This is a genomic window from Streptomyces sp. NRRL S-350, assembly GCF_000719705.1.
In the GTDB taxonomy this organism is placed as follows: Bacteria; Actinomycetota; Actinomycetes; order Streptomycetales; family Streptomycetaceae; genus Kitasatospora.
This window is the reverse complement of record NZ_JOHO01000029.1, coordinates 35,942-54,047: the sequence shown is the minus strand read 5'-3', so window position 1 is coordinate 54,047 and position 18,106 is coordinate 35,942. Positions and strand designations below refer to the sequence as shown.

At 73.5% G+C, this 18,106-nt stretch carries 17 protein-coding genes; 4 read left to right on the top strand and 13 right to left on the bottom strand.

What is annotated here, in order from left to right; all coding sequences use genetic code 11:
- Window positions 1-51: 51 nt before the first annotated feature.
- The gene (locus IF30_RS0124535) at window positions 52-912 is read right to left on the bottom strand and encodes a helix-turn-helix transcriptional regulator (protein ID WP_037901094.1); all 861 of its coding nucleotides are present in this window, start codon (window positions 910-912) and stop codon (window positions 52-54) included.
- 122 nt (window positions 913-1,034) lie between these two features.
- Here IF30_RS0124535 and IF30_RS0124530 point away from each other — a divergent pair, with 122 nt between their 5' ends.
- Entirely contained in the window at window positions 1,035-2,063 is a 1,029-nt protein-coding gene (locus tag IF30_RS0124530; protein ID WP_030242338.1) for a hypothetical protein, read from the top strand.
- A gap of 297 nt (window positions 2,064-2,360) precedes the next feature.
- The gene (locus tag IF30_RS43890) at window positions 2,361-3,134 is read left to right on the top strand and encodes a ricin-type beta-trefoil lectin domain protein (protein WP_234322826.1); all 774 of its coding nucleotides are present in this window, start codon (window positions 2,361-2,363) and stop codon (window positions 3,132-3,134) included.
- A 222-nt stretch (window positions 3,135-3,356) separates the two neighbouring features.
- Here the strand turns inward: IF30_RS43890 and IF30_RS0124520 are convergent, their stop codons facing one another.
- The 11 genes from IF30_RS0124520 to IF30_RS50620 form a co-directional block, all read right to left on the bottom strand.
- Window positions 3,357-4,085 carry a sirohydrochlorin chelatase gene (locus IF30_RS0124520; protein WP_199807917.1) on the bottom strand — a complete coding sequence of 243 codons (729 nt, stop codon included), beginning with the start codon at window positions 4,083-4,085 and terminating at the stop codon, window positions 3,357-3,359.
- 10 nt (window positions 4,086-4,095) lie between these two features.
- The gene (locus IF30_RS0124515) at window positions 4,096-4,989 is read right to left on the bottom strand and encodes an ABC transporter permease (protein WP_030242332.1); all 894 of its coding nucleotides are present in this window, start codon (window positions 4,987-4,989) and stop codon (window positions 4,096-4,098) included.
- Window positions 4,976-5,776, bottom strand: a complete 801-nt coding sequence (locus IF30_RS0124510; protein WP_030242330.1) for an ABC transporter ATP-binding protein — start codon at window positions 5,774-5,776, stop codon at window positions 4,976-4,978. The genes IF30_RS0124515 and IF30_RS0124510 overlap by 14 nt, the downstream gene beginning before the upstream one ends.
- Before the next feature lie 172 nt (window positions 5,777-5,948).
- On the bottom strand, window positions 5,949-7,124 hold the full coding sequence (locus IF30_RS0124505) for an ABC transporter substrate-binding protein (protein ID WP_051711011.1): 1,176 nt from the start codon (window positions 7,122-7,124) through the stop codon (window positions 5,949-5,951).
- Between the two features lie 196 nt (window positions 7,125-7,320).
- On the bottom strand, window positions 7,321-8,682 hold the full coding sequence (locus IF30_RS0124495) for a sulfate adenylyltransferase subunit 1 (protein WP_037901058.1): 1,362 nt from the start codon (window positions 8,680-8,682) through the stop codon (window positions 7,321-7,323).
- A 2-nt stretch (window positions 8,683-8,684) separates the two neighbouring features.
- Window positions 8,685-9,620, bottom strand: a complete 936-nt coding sequence (gene cysD, locus IF30_RS0124490) for a sulfate adenylyltransferase subunit CysD (protein WP_030242320.1) — start codon at window positions 9,618-9,620, stop codon at window positions 8,685-8,687.
- On the bottom strand, window positions 9,617-10,207 hold the full coding sequence (cysC, locus tag IF30_RS0124485; protein ID WP_051711043.1) for an adenylyl-sulfate kinase: 591 nt from the start codon (window positions 10,205-10,207) through the stop codon (window positions 9,617-9,619). Before cysC ends, cysD begins: the two co-directional genes overlap by 4 nt.
- 50 nt (window positions 10,208-10,257) lie before the next feature.
- On the bottom strand, window positions 10,258-10,959 hold the full coding sequence (locus IF30_RS0124480; protein WP_030242315.1) for a phosphoadenylyl-sulfate reductase: 702 nt from the start codon (window positions 10,957-10,959) through the stop codon (window positions 10,258-10,260).
- The gene (locus IF30_RS0124475; protein ID WP_030242312.1) at window positions 10,940-11,122 is read right to left on the bottom strand and encodes a hypothetical protein; all 183 of its coding nucleotides are present in this window, start codon (window positions 11,120-11,122) and stop codon (window positions 10,940-10,942) included. Before IF30_RS0124475 ends, IF30_RS0124480 begins: the two co-directional genes overlap by 20 nt.
- The gene (locus IF30_RS0124470) at window positions 11,119-12,843 is read right to left on the bottom strand and encodes a nitrite/sulfite reductase (protein ID WP_030242309.1); all 1,725 of its coding nucleotides are present in this window, start codon (window positions 12,841-12,843) and stop codon (window positions 11,119-11,121) included. Before IF30_RS0124470 ends, IF30_RS0124475 begins: the two co-directional genes overlap by 4 nt.
- Window positions 12,844-13,041: 198 nt before the next feature.
- Window positions 13,042-13,125 carry a putative leader peptide gene (locus tag IF30_RS50620; protein ID WP_310593185.1) on the bottom strand — a complete coding sequence of 28 codons (84 nt, stop codon included), beginning with the start codon at window positions 13,123-13,125 and terminating at the stop codon, window positions 13,042-13,044.
- 177 nt (window positions 13,126-13,302) lie between these two features.
- Here IF30_RS50620 and IF30_RS0124465 point away from each other — a divergent pair, with 177 nt between their 5' ends.
- Window positions 13,303-14,676 carry a YihY/virulence factor BrkB family protein gene (locus tag IF30_RS0124465; protein ID WP_078891647.1) on the top strand — a complete coding sequence of 458 codons (1,374 nt, stop codon included), beginning with the start codon at window positions 13,303-13,305 and terminating at the stop codon, window positions 14,674-14,676.
- Between the two features lie 145 nt (window positions 14,677-14,821).
- Here the strand turns inward: IF30_RS0124465 and IF30_RS0124460 are convergent, their stop codons facing one another.
- Window positions 14,822-16,507, bottom strand: coding sequence for an FtsW/RodA/SpoVE family cell cycle protein (locus IF30_RS0124460; protein WP_063752757.1), 1,686 nt, complete (start codon window positions 16,505-16,507; stop codon window positions 14,822-14,824).
- A 319-nt stretch (window positions 16,508-16,826) separates the two neighbouring features.
- Here IF30_RS0124460 and IF30_RS0124455 point away from each other — a divergent pair, with 319 nt between their 5' ends.
- The gene (locus IF30_RS0124455; protein WP_051711010.1) at window positions 16,827-17,846 is read left to right on the top strand and encodes a cytochrome c oxidase assembly protein; all 1,020 of its coding nucleotides are present in this window, start codon (window positions 16,827-16,829) and stop codon (window positions 17,844-17,846) included.
- The last annotated feature ends 260 nt before the right edge of the window (window positions 17,847-18,106 follow it).

The following is an 18,106-nucleotide window of genomic DNA, read 5'->3' as shown; positions in this document are numbered from 1 at the left end:
GGGCTCGGCGCGGCCACCCCGTCCCGGAGCCCGCAGGCCCCGGCCCCCGGCTCACACCGGCGCCGCCACCGCCGGGGCGGCCGGAGCCAGGACGCGCAGCCGCTCCTCCGTCTCGGCGTCCTGCGGGGCCATCACGATCAGCTGCAGGCCCTCCGCCGCCAGCAGCACGTGCTGGTCGATCCGCAGCTCGCCCACCACCTCGTGGCGGATCACCTTCCGCGCGCCGCCGCGCTCGGCGACCTGGTGCTCGTCCAGCCAGCGGTCCGCCTCCGGGTACTCGCCGCGCACCTGCCGGATCATCCGGGCCAGGTGGCGCCCGACGGCCGTCGCCTCGCCGCCGCGCTCGGCGTAGGCGGAGCGCAGCTGCGCCAGGAAGCGGCGGGCGTGCTCCTCCCACCGGTCGAGCCGGGCCCGGTGCACCGGGTTGCCGAACACGACCCAGGCCAGGTTGCACTCGTCCGGTGCCCGGTCGGTCAGGCCGAACAGCGCGTCCGCGCCCGGGTTCCAGGCCCGGATGTCCCAGTTGGCGTCCATCACGAAGGACGGCGCCGGCCACTGCGCGCGCATCAGCCGCAGCAGCGGGACCGGGACGTCCCCCGGTGCCGCCACCTCGCCGTCCCGGGGGTGGCTGCCGGCCAGCCGGAACAGGTAGGCCGTCTCCGCGCGGTCGAGCCGCAGCGTCCGGGCGAGGCTCGCCAGCACCTCCGGGGACGGGTGGATGTCCCGCCCCTGCTCCAGCCACGTGTACCAGGTCACCCCGACGCCCGCGAGCAGCGCCAGTTCCTCCCGCCGCAGCCCCGGCGTGCGCCGCCGCACCCCCGGGGCCAGCCCGACCTCCTGCGGCGTCAGCCGCGCCCGGCGGCTGCGCAGGAAGCTCGACAGCGCCGTCCGGCGCTCCTGGGCGTCGTCCATGTCCACCACGTCCCCCGTTCTTCCTGGTAGTCGAACTACCAGTACCCCCACGCACTGCTGCGGGCCGCCCGTTCGCGCGAGGCTTGACCACGTCAACGGATCGCACGCGCAGAGGAATTCCGATGAGCAACCGTCAGCACCGTACTCTCCGCCGCGCCCTGGCCGCGGCCGCGTTCACCACCCTGGTCGCCACGGCCGGGGCGCTGCCCGCGGCCTCGCCCGCCGCCGCGGCCACCGACCGCCCGACCCCGGCCGTGATCACCGGCCACGCGCCGACCCTGGTGCCCGAGGCGGGCGACTGGGACGCCTCGCACCACCGCTTCCTGCTCGGCTCGCTCCGGCACGGCACCGTCTCCGCCGTCGGCACCGACGGGAGCGTGCGCACCCTGGTGCGGGACCCGGCGCTGACCGAGATCGCCGGTCTGCGGATCGACCCCGTCCACCGCCGTGTCCTGGTCACCGACCTCGACAACGGCGTCGGCGAGCACAGCAGCCCGGCGACCTTCGGGAAGATCGCCGGGATCGGCGCCTACGACCTGGACACCGGCCGCCGCCTCTTCTACACCGACCTCGCCGCCGTCACCGCCGACGGCGGCGACCACATGGCCAACGACATCGCGGTGGGCCCGGACGGCACCGCGTACGTCACCGACTCCTTCGCCCCGGTCGTCTACCGGGTGGCGCCGGACGGCACCGCCTCCGTCCTGGTGCGCGACCCGCGCCTGGCCCCCGGCCCGGGGTCGTACGGCCTCAACGGCATCGTCCTGCGCGAGGGCCGCCTGGTCATCGGCAAGTGGGACGACGGCACGCTGTGGCAGGTCCCGCTGTGGAACCCGGCTGCCGTGCGGCAGGTCGAGGTGGCCGGCGGCGCCGCGTCCCTGCTCCACCTGGACGGCCTGCTCGGCCGCCCGGACGGTTCCGTCGCGGGGGTCACCAACGCGCTCGCGGGGGCCGGCCGGGATGCCCGGGTCGAACTGCGCTCCGACGACCACTGGCGCACCGCCCGCCTCACCGCCGTCCGCTCCTCCGTCGACCCGACCCCCACCGCGCTCGTCGCGGGCCCGGCGGGCCGCGCCTATCAGCTCTCCGCCGGCCTCGCCGACGCCATCTCGGGCCACCCGTCGGACAGCTTCACCCTGCGCCGGATCTGATCCTGCGCCGGATCGGCCCCGGGCCGGCCCGGTCACGGCCCGGCTCCCGCTCACCCGGGGAGTCGGGCCGGACGCGATCCGGCCGGATCGGCCGCACGCCCGGCCTGCCCGGGCCGGTCCGGCGTGGTGCCGCACCCCCTCCGTGCGTGGACGGACCGGTGGCGTGATCTCCGCCCCACCCGTTGACCGTGGACATGGCGTGCCCGAGGCTTTCGCGCGGCCCGCACAAAGAACGCACCATCACCACCGGTGCTTCACATGCGGGCCGACCGGATTCCCTCTCGGAAGGACCCTCCCGTGCGCCGTACGTCCGTCATGTTCGCCACCGCGCTGCTCTCCGGTGCCGCCGCGCTCACCGCGCCGGCCGCCGGCGCCGCCGAGAGCGCCCCTGCCGCGTCCGGCGCGTCCGCGCCCTCCGCCGCACCGGCCACCGGGGCCCTGGCCGCCGGGAGCTGTTCCGTCGGCAGAAGCGGCGCCGGCTTCCTCGGCACCTGTTCGGGCATCGACCCGATGCAGACCTGGCGGGTCGCGGTCTCCTGCCAGGGCGTCGACAGCAACGGGTTCCCCGTCTACTCGGGTTCGAGCAGCGGCTGGGTCACCGGCAACACCAGCGCTGCCGCGGGGTGCTTCTGGCCGATGATGGCCACCACCGCCTGGATCGTGTCCGGCCCCGCCGTCCCGGCGGGCCCGGTCGGCCAGATCAGCGGCTACGTGAACAAGTGCGTGGACGTGCGCGGCGGAAGCACCGCCAACGGCACCCCCACCCAGATCTGGGACTGCCTGGGCAACGTCAACCAGACGTGGAAGATCGGCACCGACGGCACCATCCGCGCCCTCGGCAAGTGCCTGGACGTCTCGGGTGGCAACACCGGCAACGCCACCCTGGTGCAGACCTGGGACTGCAACGGCACGGGTGCCCAGCAGTGGCAGGCCCGCCCCGACGGCTCGCTGCTCAACCCGCAGTCCGGCCGCTGCCTGGACGACCTCGGCTTCTCCACCACCAACGGCAACCAGCTCGGCATCTGGGACTGCAACGGCGCCGCCAACCAGAAGTGGAACCTTCCCGCCTGACCCGCCCCGGTCCCACGGCGCGCGCGGCCCCGTCCGCGCGCGCCGTGACGGTGGCGGAGGACGGACGACGGCGCGGAACCCGCAGCGATCGCCGAGTACGCCGAGACGCATGAAGCTGACCGAGGACGAGGCCATGGGTGCCCGACCCGCACGCACCGGTGCCGCTCAGCGTGACCACCGCCGCGGTGGCCGGGCACCGGCACCGCAAGGCCTCTCGACGGCTCAGGCGGTGAGGGCCGGGAGGGCCGGTGTCGTGCGGCGGGCCTCGTCGTGGCGCGCCAGGAGCAGGGCGGCCAGCTCCGGGGCCGCGCCGAGGACGTCCGCGACGACGTCCGCCCCCGCCGAGGCCGCCGCGATGCGGTCGGGCAGCAGGCCCGGGGCCAGGAGGTAGGGGGCGACGGCGGTCCGTCCGGCGCCGGCCGCACACAGGGCCGCGAGTGCGTCGGGGACGCGCGGGCCGGTGGCGGAGGCGTAGGCGACCTCGACGGCGGCCCAGCCGCGGGTGCGGCGCCACTCGGCGGCCGCCGCGCGGGTCGCGGCGTCGGCGGCCGGGTCGGAGGAGCCGGCCGCCGCGAGCACGACGCCGGTCCGGGCGCGGACGGCGCGGGAGGTGACGTCCAGCCCGGCCTCGGCGAGGCGGCGGTCCAGGGCGGCGAGCAGCAGGGGGGAGGGGCCGAGCACGTCGGCCACGGGCAGCCGGGAGCCGGCGGCGCGCAGGGCGGCGGGGATGTCGTGCTTGGCGTGGAACGCCCGGTTGAGCAGCAGCGGCACGGCCACCGCGTCCGCCAGCCGTGCCACCACCTGCGGGATCCGGGGGGCGCAGTGGTCCAGGTAGGCGGTGGCGACCTCGGTGCCGGGCCGCTGGGCCCGCACCTCCTCGACGAGCGCGGCCACGGTCGCGGCGTGCCGCGGGTCGCGGCTGCCGTGGGCGATGAGGAGGAGGGCGGGCATCAGTGCTGCCTCACTTGCCGGTGGCCAGCAGGCCGCGGTTGCGCAGGACCCGGCGTTCGACCGGGGTGAAGACGAGCAGCTCGATGGCGATGCCGACGAAGAGGATGAGGATGATGCCGAGCAGGACGCCGGACATGTCGGAGAACTCGCGCTGGTCCTCCAGGTAGCGGCCGAGGCCCCGGCCGAGGTCGGGGGAGGAGGCGACGAGTTCGGCGGCCATGAGGGAGCGCCAGGAGAACGCCCAGCCCTGCTTGAGCCCGGCGAGGTAGCCGGGCAGCGCCGCCGGGATGAGGACGTGGCGGGCGCCGGTGAGACCGGTGGCGCCGATGGTGCGTCCGGCGCGCAGGAACAGCGGTGGCACCTGGTCGATGCCGGCGACGAGCCCGTTGGCGATGGAGGGGACGGCGCCGAGCAGGATCACCGCGTACATCATCGAGTCGTTGATGCCGAGCCAGATGACGGCGGCCGGCACCCAGGCGACCGAGGGCAGTGACTGCAGGCCCTGCAGCACGGGGCCGATGGCGGTGCGCACGGGTCGGATGCGGGCGACGACCAGTCCGACGGGGGTGCCGATGGCGACGGCGAGCAGGAAGCCGGACAGGCCGCGCCAGACGCTGGTCCAGATGATCGAGAACAGGGTGCCCTGGTACCAGAGGTCCTGTGCGGAGTGCCACACGTCGGCGGGGCTGGGCAGTTTGTAGGAGGACGTGAGGTGCAGGCTGTAGGCGCCCTGCCAGAGCGCGAGCACCACCAGGACGCCGATCAGCGGCGGCAGGGCCTTCTTGCGCAGTGCTTCGCCGAGGGAGCGGTGCGGGGCGGTGACGGTGTCGAGGGCGTCGAGGCCGGCGCCGACGTCGGCGGTGTCGCCGCCGCTCCTGGTGAGGGTGGTGTCAGTGCTGGCCATGGCGGCGGATCTCCCCACGCAGTTCTTCGGTGATCTCGATGGACAGGTCGGCGACGCCGGTGGACTCGATGCGGCGCGGCTGCGGCAGGTCGATGTGCCATTGGCGGGCGATGCGGCCGGGGCGGGAGGAGAGCAGGACGACGCGCTGGGCGAGGCGGACGGCTTCGCGCACGTTGTGGGTGACGAAGAGGACGGAGAGTTGCCGTTCGGCCCAGATACGGGTGATCTCGTCGTGGAGGACGTCGCGGGTGATGGCGTCGAGGGCGGCGAACGGTTCGTCCATCAGGAGGACCTTGCTGCCCTGGGCGAGGGCGCGGGCCATGGCGACGCGCTGGCGCATGCCGCCGGACAGCTCGTGCACCCGCTTGGCGTGGGCGCCGTCGAGGCGGACGAGTTCGAGCAGGCGCTCGGCCTCGGCGCGGCGTTCGGGGCGGGGGACACCGGCGAGCTTGAGGGCGAGTTCGATGTTCCTGCCGGCGGTGAGCCAGGGGAACAGCGCGTGTTCCTGGAACATCAGGGCGGGCCGCCCGCCGGACACCTCGATGGTGCCGCGGCTGGGCTCGTCCAGGCCGGCGACCAGGTTGAGCAGGGTGGACTTGCCGCAGCCGGAGGCGCCGAGCAGGGTGACGAACTCGCCGGGCGCGACGTCGAGGGTGATGTCGTCCAGGACGTGGGTGTGCGCGCCCGGGCGGCCGAAGGACTTGTGCACGTGCGAGATCCGGACGGCGGGCGTGCCGGCGGCGTCGACGACGGGGGTGCCGGCCTCGGTGGTCAGTGCCGGGGTCATCCGGCCACCTCCTGCGTGAGTGGTCGTGGGCCCCTTCCCGCTCGTCGGCGGGCAGGGAGGGGAAGGACTCTGAGCTGGGGCCGGGGCCCGGCCCCGCCCGTCCCGGTGGGCATCGATCGGGGATCGACCGGGCGGGCGGCGGCCGGACCGCGGAGCCGGAGGGGCGGTGGCGCTACTCGGCGCCGAGCCCGGCGTCGGCCACGGCGGGCAGGCCCTGGGCCGCGAGGACCTTGTTCAGCAGGGTGAGGTCGTAGATGCCGGTCAGGTTGGGCTTCTTGAGGAGCCCGGCGGTGACGGCGTGGTCGGCCTCGGCCTGCAGGGTGTTCGCCAGCGGGTCGTCCAGGAAGTCGATGTCCTGCCAGGCCGGGTCGAGGACGGCCGGCTCCAGGGCGTTGCCGGCCTCCTTCCGGATGGCCTCGTTGGCGTCGGCCTTGGCCTTGGCCGGGTCGGCCTTGATGAAGGCGTTGGTCTTCACCGAGCCGCGCAGCACGGCCTCTACCACGTCCGGGTGCTCCTTGAGGAACTTCTGCGAGACGATGATGTTGGTGATCACGAACTTCTTGTCCGGCCAGACGTCCTTCTCGTTGAGCAGGACCTTCGCGCCGAGCGTGACCAGCTTGGAGGCGGTCGGCTCGGGCACCCACGCGCCGTCGACGGAACCGGACCGGTAGGCGTCCGGGGTGACCTTGTTGTCGGTGCGCACCACCGAGACGTCCCCGGCGCCGGAGGCGGCGTCGACCTTGTAGCCCTTGCCCGCGAGGTAGTTGAGCAGTGCCACGTCCTGGGTGTTGCCCAGCTGCGGGGTGGCGATCTTCTTGCCCCTGAGGTCGTCCAGGGAGGAGACCTTGTCCGGGTTGACCACGAGCTTCACGCCGCCGGAGGCCGAACCGCCGATGACCTTCAGCGACTTGCCGTCGGACTTGGTGTAGCCGTTGATGGCGGGGGAGGGGCCGATCCAGCCGATGTCGATCGAGCCGGCGTTGAGGGCCTCGATCTCCGCCGGGCCCGCGTTGAAGACCTGCGTCTTGACCTGGGTGGCGCCCAACTCCTTCTGGAAGATGCCTTCCTGGAGGCCGACCAGCGGGGTGCCGTGGGTGAGGTTGGCGAAGTAGCCGATCTTCACGGTGTCCGCGGAGAGCTTCACACCGGAAGCCCCGGCGACAGCCGCGGTGTCGGCCTTGCGGTCGGAGGACCTGTCGGCCTTGGAGCCGTAGCTGCAGGCGGACAGCAGGGCGACGGCGGTCAGACCGGCCGCGGCGGCGGCAGCGGAGCGTCTGATCCGGCCGGCGTTGGGGCGGGCGTGCCCATGGGGGGACGGGCTGTGCGGGGATGCCTGGTGCGGAGCCATGGTGGGGTCCTGTTCGTGGACGGGCCGTCAGGAGGCGGTCTCGGGGGCATGGTGGCCGCCCCGTCGGGGCGGCCGAGGGGCGTGACTCAGCTCTGCGGGCCCGCACATCGGGTCAGACCGCCCTGGCCGCTGCCGAGGGCGCCGCTGCCGATGCGCCCGCCTTCCTTGTCCATGTCCGAGAACGCCTCGCTGGGCATCAGACCCAGTCCTCCCCGTCGCCGGAAGTCGTGTCGGTGGTGGAGCGTACGGTTTCGAAGGCCTCGCCCGCCATGCCGGCGGTGAGGGTGGCGCCGTCGGCCGGGTCGATCAGCAGGAACGATCCGGTGCGGCGGTTGTCGGAGTAGGCGTCGAGGGCCAGCGGTTCGGCGGTGCGCAGCACCACGTGGCCGAGGTCGTTGACGTTCAGGCCGTCGGCGCCGGAGCGCTGTTCGAGGGTGTCGCCCGCCTTGGTCGGCAGGGCGATGCGGTAGGAGATCTCCTTGACGACCGCGCGCACGGTGCGGGTGGTGTGCTTGAGCAGCACCTTGTCGCCGGCGCGCAGGGGGCGCTCGTTGAGGTGGCTGACGGTGGCCTCGATGTCCTTGGTGGGCGCGGGGGCCGGGCCGGCGGCGAGGAGGTCGCCGCGGGAGACGTCGAGGTCGTCGGCGAGGCGGACGGTGACCGACTGGGGCGCCCAGGCGATGTCGCTCTCGCGGCCGAGCGCGTCGATGCCGGCGACGGTGGTGGTGTGGCCCGACGGCAGGACGGTGACGCGGTCGCCGACGCGCAGCACGCCGGAGGCCAACTGGCCAGCGTAGCCCCGGTAGTCGGGATGGTCGCCGGTCTGGGGGCGGATCACGTACTGGACGGGGAAGCGGGCCGGTTCGGCGCTGGGGTCGCTGCCGACCGGGACGGTCTCCAGGTGTTCCAGCAGGGTCGGGCCGCCGTACCAGTCCATGTGCGCGGAGGGCTCGACGACGTTGTCGCCGGCGAGGGCGGAGAGCGGGACGGCGAGCACGTCGCGCACGCCGAGGGAGGCGGCGTAGGCGGTGAACTCCTCGGCGATGGCGGCGAAGACGGGCTCCGCGTAGTCGACCAGGTCCATCTTGTTGACGGCGAGGACGACGTGGGGCACGCGCAGGAGGGCGGCGACGGCGGCGTGCCGGCGGGTCTGCTCGACGACGCCGTTGCGGGCGTCGACCAGGACGACGGCGAGTTCGGCGGTGGAGGCGCCGGTCACCATGTTGCGGGTGTACTGCACGTGCCCGGGGGTGTCGGCGAGGATGAACCGCCGCCGGGGGGTGGCGAAGTAGCGGTAGGCGACGTCGATGGTGATGCCCTGCTCGCGCTCGGCGCGCAGGCCGTCGGTGAGCAGCGCGAGGTCCGGCGCCTCCTGGCCGCGGTTGCGGGAGGCGTGCTCGACGGCCTCCAGCTGGTCGGAGAGCACCGACTTGGAATCGTGCAGCAGCCGGCCGACGAGCGTGGACTTGCCGTCGTCCACGGAGCCGGCGGTGGCGAAGCGCAGCAGCGAGGTGGCGGTGCCCGTCTGGGTGGTGCGGGCCTGGGCGGTGCTGGTCATGGTTAGAAGTACCCCTCGCGCTTGCGGTCTTCCATCGCGGCCTCGGTCAGCTTGTCGTCGGCGCGGGTGGCGCCGCGCTCGGTGAGGCGGCTGGCGGCGATCTCGGCGATCACGGCCCGGATGGTGGTGGCGTCGGAGTCGACGGCGCCGGTGCAGGACATGTCGCCGACGGTGCGGTAGCGGATCAGCCTCCGCTCGACGGGCTCGGTGTCCTTGGGGCCGCCCCACTGGCCGGCGGTCAGCCACATGCCGTCGCGCGAGAAGACGTCGCGTTCGTGGGCGTAGTAGATCCCGGGCAGCTCGATGCCCTCGCGCTCGATGTACTGCCAGACGTCGAGCTCGGTCCAGTTGGACAGCGGGAAGACGCGCACGTGCTCGCCGACGGCGTGCCGGCCGTTGTAGAGCGACCACAGCTCGGGGCGCTGGCGGCGCGGATCCCAGGCGCCGAACTCGTCGCGCAGGGAGAAGACGCGCTCCTTGGCGCGGGCCTTCTCCTCGTCGCGCCGGCCGCCGCCGAACACCGCGTCGAAGCGGCCCTTCTCGATGGCGTCCAGCAGCGGCACGGTCTGCAGGGGGTTGCGGGTGCCGTCCGGGCGTTCGCGCAGCACGCCGCGGTCGATGAAGTCCTGGACGTGGGCGACGTGCAGGCGCAGGTTGTGCTGCGCGACGACGCGGTCGCGGTAGGCGATGACCTCGGGGAAGTTGTGCCCGGTGTCGACGTGCAGCAGCGAGAAGGGGACCGGCGCGGGGTGGAAGGCCTTGAGCGCCAGGTGCAGCATGAGGATGGAGTCCTTGCCGCCGGAGAAGAGGATCACCGGGCGCTCGAACTCCCCCGCGACCTCGCGGAAGATGTGCACCGACTCGGCTTCCAGCACGTCCAGGTGGGACAGTGCGAACGGGGTGTCGGTCTGCACCTCGTGCTGGGTCGCGGTGGTCATGCGAGGCCCCTCTCGGTCAGGAAGGCGTGCAGCTCGGCGGCGGACTCGGCGACCGCGCGGCCCTGCGTCTGGAGGCGCAGGTCCGGGGAGGCCGGCGCCTCGTACGGGTCGTCGACGCCGGTGAGGCCGGAGATCTCCCCGGCGGCCTGCCTGGCGTACAGGCCCTTGACGTCGCGTTCGGCGCACAGCTCGACCGGCGTGGCGACGTGGATCTCCAGGAACTCGGTGCCGGCCGCGGCGTGCCGCTCGCGCACGGCGGCGCGGGAGTCGGCGAACGGGGCGATCACCGGGGCGAGCACCTTGACGCCGTGCGCGGCGAGCTTCTCGGCGACGAAGCCGATCCTGGTGACGTTGGTGTGCCGGTCCTCGCGGGAGAAGCCGAGGCCCTTGGAGAGGAACTCGCGGATCTCGTCGCCGTCCAGGACCTCGACCTCGTGGCCCTCGGCGCGCAGCCGCTCGGCCAGCGCGAAGGCCAGGGTGGTCTTGCCCGCGCTCGGCAGCCCGGTCAGCCACACGGTGGCGCCGCGCTCGCAGGGGGCGGCCGGGCGGGCCGCCGCAGTGCCTCCGACGGAGCCGCGGCGGCCCAGGGTGTCAGCTGTCACGGGTTCTTCCTTACGCAGTGGTTGGCGGTGGCGGATCAGAGGTGGATGCCGCACTCGGTCTTGCCGGAGCCGGACCAGCGGCCGGCCCGGGCGTCCTCGCCCTCGGCGGGCTTGCGGGTGCAGGACAGCGGCGAGCAGCCGATCGAGGTGTAGCCCTCCCACAGCAGCGGGTTGAGCAGCACCCCGTTGGCGGCGACGTAGGCGTCCACGTCCTCCTGCGTCCACCGGGCGATCGGGGCGACCTTGACCTTGCGGCGCTTCGGGTCCCAGGAGACCACCGGGGTGTTCGCCCGGGTCGGCGACTCGTCGCGGCGCAGCCCCGTCGCCCAGGCGTCGTAGCCGGCGAGGCCGCGGTTCAGCGGCTCGACCTTGCGCAGCGAGCAGCACAGGTCCGGGTCGCGGTCGTGCAGGTTCGGCCCGTACTCGGCGTCCTGCTCGGCGACGGTCCTCAGCGGAGCGAGCGTGATGACGTTGACCGGCATGGTCGCGGCCACCGCGTCGCGGGTACCGAGGGTCTCGGCGAAGTGGTAGCCGGTGTCCAGGAACACCACGTCCACGCCGGGGAGCACCGTGGAGGCCAGGTGCGCGACGACCGCGTCCTCCATGGAGGAGGTGACGCAGAACCGCCGGCCGAAGGTGTCGGCCGCCCAGCGCAGGACCTCCTGCGCGGTGGCGTCCTCCAGCTCGCGGCCGGCCCGGACGGCCGCCTCCTCGTGGTCAGGCGCGGTGCTGCTCATCGGACGTACCCCCGTGATCGGTCGGTGCCAGCAGGCCGAGGAACTTCAACTGGAAGGCCCGGCGGCACCCGTGGCACTCCCAGGCGCCGTGCCCGGCCTCGGAGGGGCGCAGGTCCTCGTCCCCGCAGTAGGGGCAGAAGAACGGGGCGGCTCGCTCGCTCACGACAGCTGCTCCTCGGTGGCCCGGGCCGTCCACTGGGCGAAGCGCTCGCCCTCGCTGCGGTCGGCCTGGTAGCGGGTCAGCAGGCGCTCCACGTAGGCGGGCAGGCCGGCACTGGTCACCTTGAGGCCGCGGACCTTGCGGCCGAAGCCGGCCTCCAGGCCGAGCGCGCCGCCGAGGTGCACCTGGTAGCCCTCGACCTGCTCGCCGTTCTCGTCGGTGACCAGCTGGCCCTTGAGGCCGATGTCGGCGACCTGGATGCGGGCGCAGGAGTTCGGGCAGCCGTTGATGTTGATGGTCAGCGGCTCGGCGAAGTCCGGCAGGCGCTGCTCCAGCTCGTCGATGAGCGTGCGGCCGCGCTCCTTGGTCTCGACGATGGCGAGCTTGCAGTACTCGATGCCGGTGCAGGCCATGGTGCCGCGGCGGAACGGCGACGGGGTGACCCGCAGGTCGAGCTCCTCCAGGCCGGCCACCACGGAGTCGACGTGCTCCTCGGCGATGTCGAGGATGAGCATCTTCTGCTCGGCGGTGGTGCGCACCCGGTCGCTGCCGTGGGCGGCGGCGAGGTCGGCGATCCGGCCGAGCAGCTTGCCGTCGACCCGGCCGACGCGCGGCGCGAAGCCGATGTAGAACCTGCCGTCGCGCTGCCGGTGGACGCCGACGTGGTCGCGCCAGCGGCCGGACGGCTCGGCGGGGGCGGGGCCGTCGACCAGCGTGTACTTCAGGTACTCGTCCTGCAGCACCTGGCGGAACTTCTCCGGCCCCCAGTCGGCGACCAGGAACTTCAGCCGGGCGCGGTTGCGCAGGCGCCGGTAGCCGTAGTCGCGGAAGATGCCGATGACGCCGCCGAAGACGTCGGGCACCTCGTCCAGCGGCACCCAGGCGCCCAGGCGAACGCCCAGGCGCGGGTTGGTGGACAGGCCGCCGCCGACCCACAGGTCGAAGCCGGGCCCGTGCTCGGGGTGGACGACGCCGACGAAGGCGACGTCGTTGATCTCGTGGGCGACGTCCAGCAGCGGGGAGCCGGAGACGGCGGCCTTGAACTTGCGCGGCAGGTTGGAGAAGTCCTTGTTGCCGATGAAGCGGCGCTGGATCCCGTCGATGGCGGGAGTGCCGTCGATGATCTCGTCCTCGGCGACGCCCGCCACCGGGGAGCCGAGGATGACGCGCGGGGTGTCGCCGCAGGCCTCGGTGGTGGACAGGCCGACGGCCTCCAGCTTCTGCCAGATCGCCGGGACGTCCTCGATCCGGATCCAGTGGTACTGGATGTTCTGGCGGTCGGTCAGGTCGGCGGTGCCGCGGGCGTACTGCTCGGAGACCTCGGCGATCGCCCGCAGCTGGGGGACGGTCAGCCGGCCGCCGTCGATGCGCACGCGGAGCATGAAGTACTCGGCGTCCAGCTCGTGCGGGTCCAGGATCGCGGTCTTGCCGCCGTCGATGCCTTCCTTGCGCTGGGTGTAGAGGCCCCACCAGCGCATCCGGCCGCGCAGGTCGGCGGGGTCGATCGAGTCGAAACCGCGGTGCGCGTAGATCGTCTCAATACGTGTCCGCACATTGAGACCGTCGTCGTCCTTCTTGAACTGCTCGTTGGCGTTCAGCGGCGTGTGGTGTCCCATGCCCCACTGGCCCTCGCCACGGTGGCGGGTCACCTTGCGGGCCGCGGCGGGGCGGCTCGCGGCGGGGCGGTCGGCCGTGGGCTCGACGGTCTCGGGGGAGGTGGCCATGGTGAAGTCCTTCGGGGCAGGTGGCGCTGGTGCCGGGTGGGTCGCGGTGCGTGCTCAGCCGTGCGGTGCTGCTCTGACCTGCGGGTTTCTCAGGACCGGGAGGGCAGTGACCGAGGCCGGGCGGGGCGCCTGCACGTCCGTTGCGGCCGGGACGGCGAGAAGGGTGGCGCCGGGTGCGGTGGTGCGGCAGGGGTGGGCTCAGGTCACCGGACAGATGGCGCTGGACACGCGAAGGAGATCGACGTGGAGTCGACCTACCAAGGTTGTTCCGGCGCTAGGCATGGCAAGAGATTCGCACGGGGCATGACTCGCGGTCCACTAACATCCGAATGCTGGACGCTGATGTTTCGTCATGTGGGACGGATTGGCGTTCCCGCCGCTCCCCGCCCGGGCGTCCGGCCACACGCCCCCACCCGGGGGAGATCAACCGGAGCGCCCCGGCCCGATACGGTTGGCCCTGTGCAAGCAGCAGGCGATACGAGCGGACCGAACCCCGAACGGCCCACCCGGCGCCGGGGCAAGGGCTCCCGGCGCGCGGCCAAACGGGCCACCTGGCGCCGAACGGCATGGGAACTGGTCAGGGACACCACCAACACCTGCGTCGAGTACCGGGTCACCGGTCTCGCCGCCGAGGCGGCCTTCTTCACCCTGCTGTCGATCCCACCGCTGCTGCTCGGCCTGGCCGGCACCCTCGGCTACCTCGACGAGTTCCTCGGCGCAGGCACCATCGACCGGCTCAAGCACGACATCGTCTCGGCCTCCGGGACGGTCCTGTCGGACTCCTCCGTCAAGGAGGTCGTCGTCCCCCTGCTCAACCAGGTGTTCGACCACACCCGGCCCGACCTCGTCTCGATCGGCTTCCTGCTGTCCCTGTGGTCCGGCTCCAGGGCGCTCTACATCTTCATCGACACCATCACCGTCATGTACGGGCTCGACGGCAAGCGGGGCATCGTCAAGACCCGGCTGATGTCACTCGGCCTCTACCTCGGCGCCCTGGTCATCGGCTCACTCGTGCTGCCGCTCCTGATGGCCGGGCCCGGGCTGGTGGAGAACGCCGTGCCCGGCATCGCCGGACTGGTCGGCGCCGCCTACTGGCCGGTCGCGATCGTGCTGCTGATCGTCTCCCTCACCACCCTCTACCACCTGGCCGTCCCCGTCTCGACCCCGTGGCGCGAGGACATCCCCGGCGCGCTGGTCGCCCTCGTCGTACTGGTCTTCTGCAGCGTCGGGCTCCGGCTCTACCTGGTCAGCTCGGTCGAGGGCCCCTCGGTGTACGGCTCACTCGCGGCGCCCGTCGCGGTGCTGCTGTGGATCTTCGTGGTGGCCCTCGCGGTACTCATCGGCGCCGCCATGAACGCCGCGATAGACCGCCGCTGGCCCACCCTGGAGACCGCCGACGCGCGCGCCGAGAACGAACGCGCCCACGAGGAGGCCGCCGCCGCCGTCGTCCGCGAGGTCGCCGCCCGGCGGGCCGCCGAACGGGCCCGGCGCGCCCGCGAACTCGGGCTCGCCGAGGGCGTCGAGGAGGAGTGGGGCGAGGACGACGGCGAGGACGTCGACGTGCCCTCCGAGTACCCGGAGCGCTGGGCCGACGTGCTGGCCGCCGACAACCTGCGCGGCCGTCTCACCGCCCGCGGCGGGCCGCACCACCGGCCCGCGCCGCCGCCGCCCGACAGCGACCGTCCGTCGGGGCCGCCGCCGGGGGCGGGAGCGCAGGGGCCGGGGGTGCCGGGGTCGGGGCCGGCGGATTCCATGGGGCCTCCGGGCACCGGGGGGCCGGGGGTGCCGGGGTACCCGCCGCGGCCTCCCCGGCCGCCGTGGGAGCAGCAGTAGCAGCAGTAGTGGACGGGGCCACGACACGGGTCAGGGCCTCCCCCGGAGAGTGCGGTTTCTGGGGGAGGCCCTGACCCGTGTGTGGGGGAGAGACGGCCGGTCGGTCCCGTCGGTCCTGTCGGTCCCGTCGGGGCCGGTCGGTGCGTCAGGTGGTGGCCGGGTGCGTGGGGTGGCCGTACTGCGGTCCGGTGGGCTGCCGACCGGCCGGGCTCCGGTCGTTCGCGGTCCGGTCGTACGGGCTCGGGCCGTTCGGCGGCCGGCCGTCCGAGGATCGGTCGTTCGGGGTCCGGCCGATCACGGGGTGCAGCTCGGTCGCGGCGGAGGGGTCGGCGGTGGACGGGTCGGCGGAGGCCGGTGCGGCGGGGTCCGGGGCCGCAGGGGCGGCCGCAGCCGGGTCGCCCTGCGGGCTCCGCCCGGCCGGGCGGGCCTGGACCGGGAGGGGTTCGGGGGACGTCTGGACCGGGTCCAGGGCGGTGCGCCCGGAGGAGTCGCTCAGCTTGATCAGCAGCGCGACCATCAGCCAGTTCGCCATCAGTGACGAACCACCGGCCGCCAGGAACGGCAGCGCCTTGCCGGTCAGCGGGACCAGCCCGCTCACGCCGCCGACGACCACGAAGATCTGCAGGGCCAGGGCCGCCGACAGGCCGGTGGCGAGCAGCTTGCCGAACGGGTCGGTCAGGCCGACGGCGGTGCGCAGGCCGCGCTGGATCAGCAGCACGTAGACCAGCAGCACGGCCGTCACCCCGGCGAGGCCCAGCTCCTCGCCGATGGTGGTGAAGATGAAGTCGCTGCGCCCGGCGAAGCCGATCAGCCAGGGCCGGCCGGAGCCCAGGCCGGTCCCGGTCATGTGCCCGGTGCCGAGGCTGAACAGGGCTTCGGCGGGCTGCTCGGAGATCGCCTTGTCGTGCACCGGCTTGTAGTAGTCGAGCGGGTGCAGCCAGGCCTCGACGCGGCCGTGCACGTGCGGCTCCACGGTGCCGACCACCGCCGCGCCGCCGACGGCCATCAGCAGGCCGAGCACCACCCAGCTGGTGCGCTCGGTCGCCACGTACAGCATCACGATGAAGACGCCGAAGAAGATCAGCGAGGTGCCCAGGTCGCGCTCGAAGATCAGGACCAGCAGGCTGACCACCCAGATCGCCAGCACCGGCCCGGCGTGCCGGCCTCGGGGCAGGGTCATCCCCCAGACCTTCCGGCCGGCCAGCGCGAGCGCGTCCCGGGAGGCCATCAGGTAGCCGGCGAAGAAGATCGTGATCGCGACCTTCACGAACTCGTCCGGCTCGAAGGAGAGCCCGAACAGCCGGATCCAGCGCTTGGCGCCGAAGCTGTCGCCCGGCGAGGCCACCGGCGCGGCCAGCAGGATCAGCGCGCCCGCCATCAGCAGGTACACGTAGCGCTGGAAGAAGCGGTGGTGCTTGACCAGGACGATCAGCGCGATCGCCGCCGCCACCGAGATGAACACCCACATCAACTGGGAGGGTGCGGCCGGGAGCTTCTGGTAGTCGCCCTTCGCGGCGTGCGCGGCCTTGTAGCTGAAGTCCAGCCGGTCCAGCAGCACCAGCCCGAAGCCGGTCAGGAAGACGCCCAGCGGCAGGATCAGCGGGTCCGCGTACGGCGCGAACCGGCGCACCGCCAGGTGTGCCGCCCCGGCGAGCGCGCCCAGCGACAGGGCGTGCACCAGCAGCCCCGGCGGCATCCTGCCGGTCAGCGCCAGAGCGGCGTCGATGTGTCCCGCCAGACAGACGGCCACCGCGAGCGCCAGCAGGCCCAGCTCGATGTTGCGGTGGCGCGCGGCCAGCCGCCGGCCGTCGCCGCGTGCAGTGCTTCGCACCTCTTGTCGTCCCCTTGTCACCCCACGTGGCGGGTATCGCCGACGGGCATCCTGCCAGACGTCCGGGCCGTCGCCGTGGTTGCGGGCCGCGCGACCCCGGGGTCAGAACTTTGCCCTGGCAAAGCTTTGTCGGGGGTTGGCAAAGCTTTGTCCAGGCTCGGGTATAGAGCCGGGGCCCGGGTGCGGCCCGCCCGGGGCGCGGCGACATCATGGCCGGGCGCCCCGGCCTCCGCCGCGGCGACCGCCGGCTCTGCGACGGCGGCGGTGCGGACGACGTCCGCCGCCCCGGGCGGCGGGTACGAGCGAGGTGGGCGGACGGATGAACGGCGCGGCGGGCGGCGCGGTGGACGGCGTGGCCACCACGCTCGCCTACAGCGGACCACCACCGTGGCACTGGTCCGCGCTGGCCACCTCCTGGACGGCCGAGCCGCTGGTGCTCGCCCTCTCGGTGCTGCTCGGCGCCTGGTACCTGGCGGCGGTGCGCACCGTCCACCGGTCCGGCGGCGAGCGCTGGCAGCCCAGCCGCACCGCCGCCTTCCTCGGCGGACTGCTGCTGTGGATCTGGTGCACCTGCTCCGGCCTCGGCGTGTACGACCGGATCCTCTTCACCGACCGGGCCGTACAGGTCGTGCTGCTGCTGATGGTCGTCCCGCTGCTGCTCGCGCTCGGTGCGCCCGTCTCGCTGCTCGTCGGGGCCGCGTCGCCGGCCCGGCGGGAGCGGATCCTGCGGGCGCTGCGCAGCCGCCCGTCCAAGGTGCTGATGTTCCCGGCCGTCTCGACGGCGCTGCTGATGGCGCCGCCGTGGCTGCTCTACTTCACGCCCTGGTACGAGGAGTCGGTCTCCAGCGCGTTCGGGAACGTGCTGCTGCACCTGGCGCTGGTGCTGCTGGGCCTCGCCTACTTCTGGCCGCGGCTGCAGATCGACCCCGTCGGGCACGAGTACCCGCACCTGCTCGGGCTGTTCATCACCTTCGCCGAGGTGAACTTCGACGCGGGGCTCGGGATCGTGCTGATCTACGGCGGCCACCTCGTCGCCGAGCACTACTACGTGGCGCTCGGGCGGCCGTGGGGGCCGAGCCTGGTACAGGACCAGACCTGGGGCGGCAACGCGTTCTGGGTCCTGGGGGACCTGGTCGGGCTGCCGTTCCTGGCCGCGCTGGTGCGGCGGATGGTGGTGCAGGGGCGCGAGGAGATCAAGGCCGTGGACGCCGAGCTGGACGCCCGGTTCGAGGCGGCGGCCGCGGAGGCCCGGGCGCAGGGACGGCCGGAAGAGGAGGAGGCGGGGATGCGGCCGTGGTGGCTGGACGACCCGAACCTCAAGCACCGGTACGGGGGTTAGGCGGTCCCTGGCGACCCCTGCGGAGGCTCCGGCACCGGCGGGCCTGGTCCTGCCCTTCGGAGGCGGCGGTGGAATGCCCGGAGGATGCTGCCCGGGATGTCCGGGGGTGCCGCCCGGTCTCACCTGGGGCCCCGGGGTGCGCGTTTGCCCAGGTCAAAAATGGGTTGGCCGGGTCGGACCGGTCGGCTAGCGTGTGACGCGTCCGGTTCGGGGGCCGTTGGGCCGCCCGAGGAGTAGAGAGCAGGAGGTGAACCCCGTGG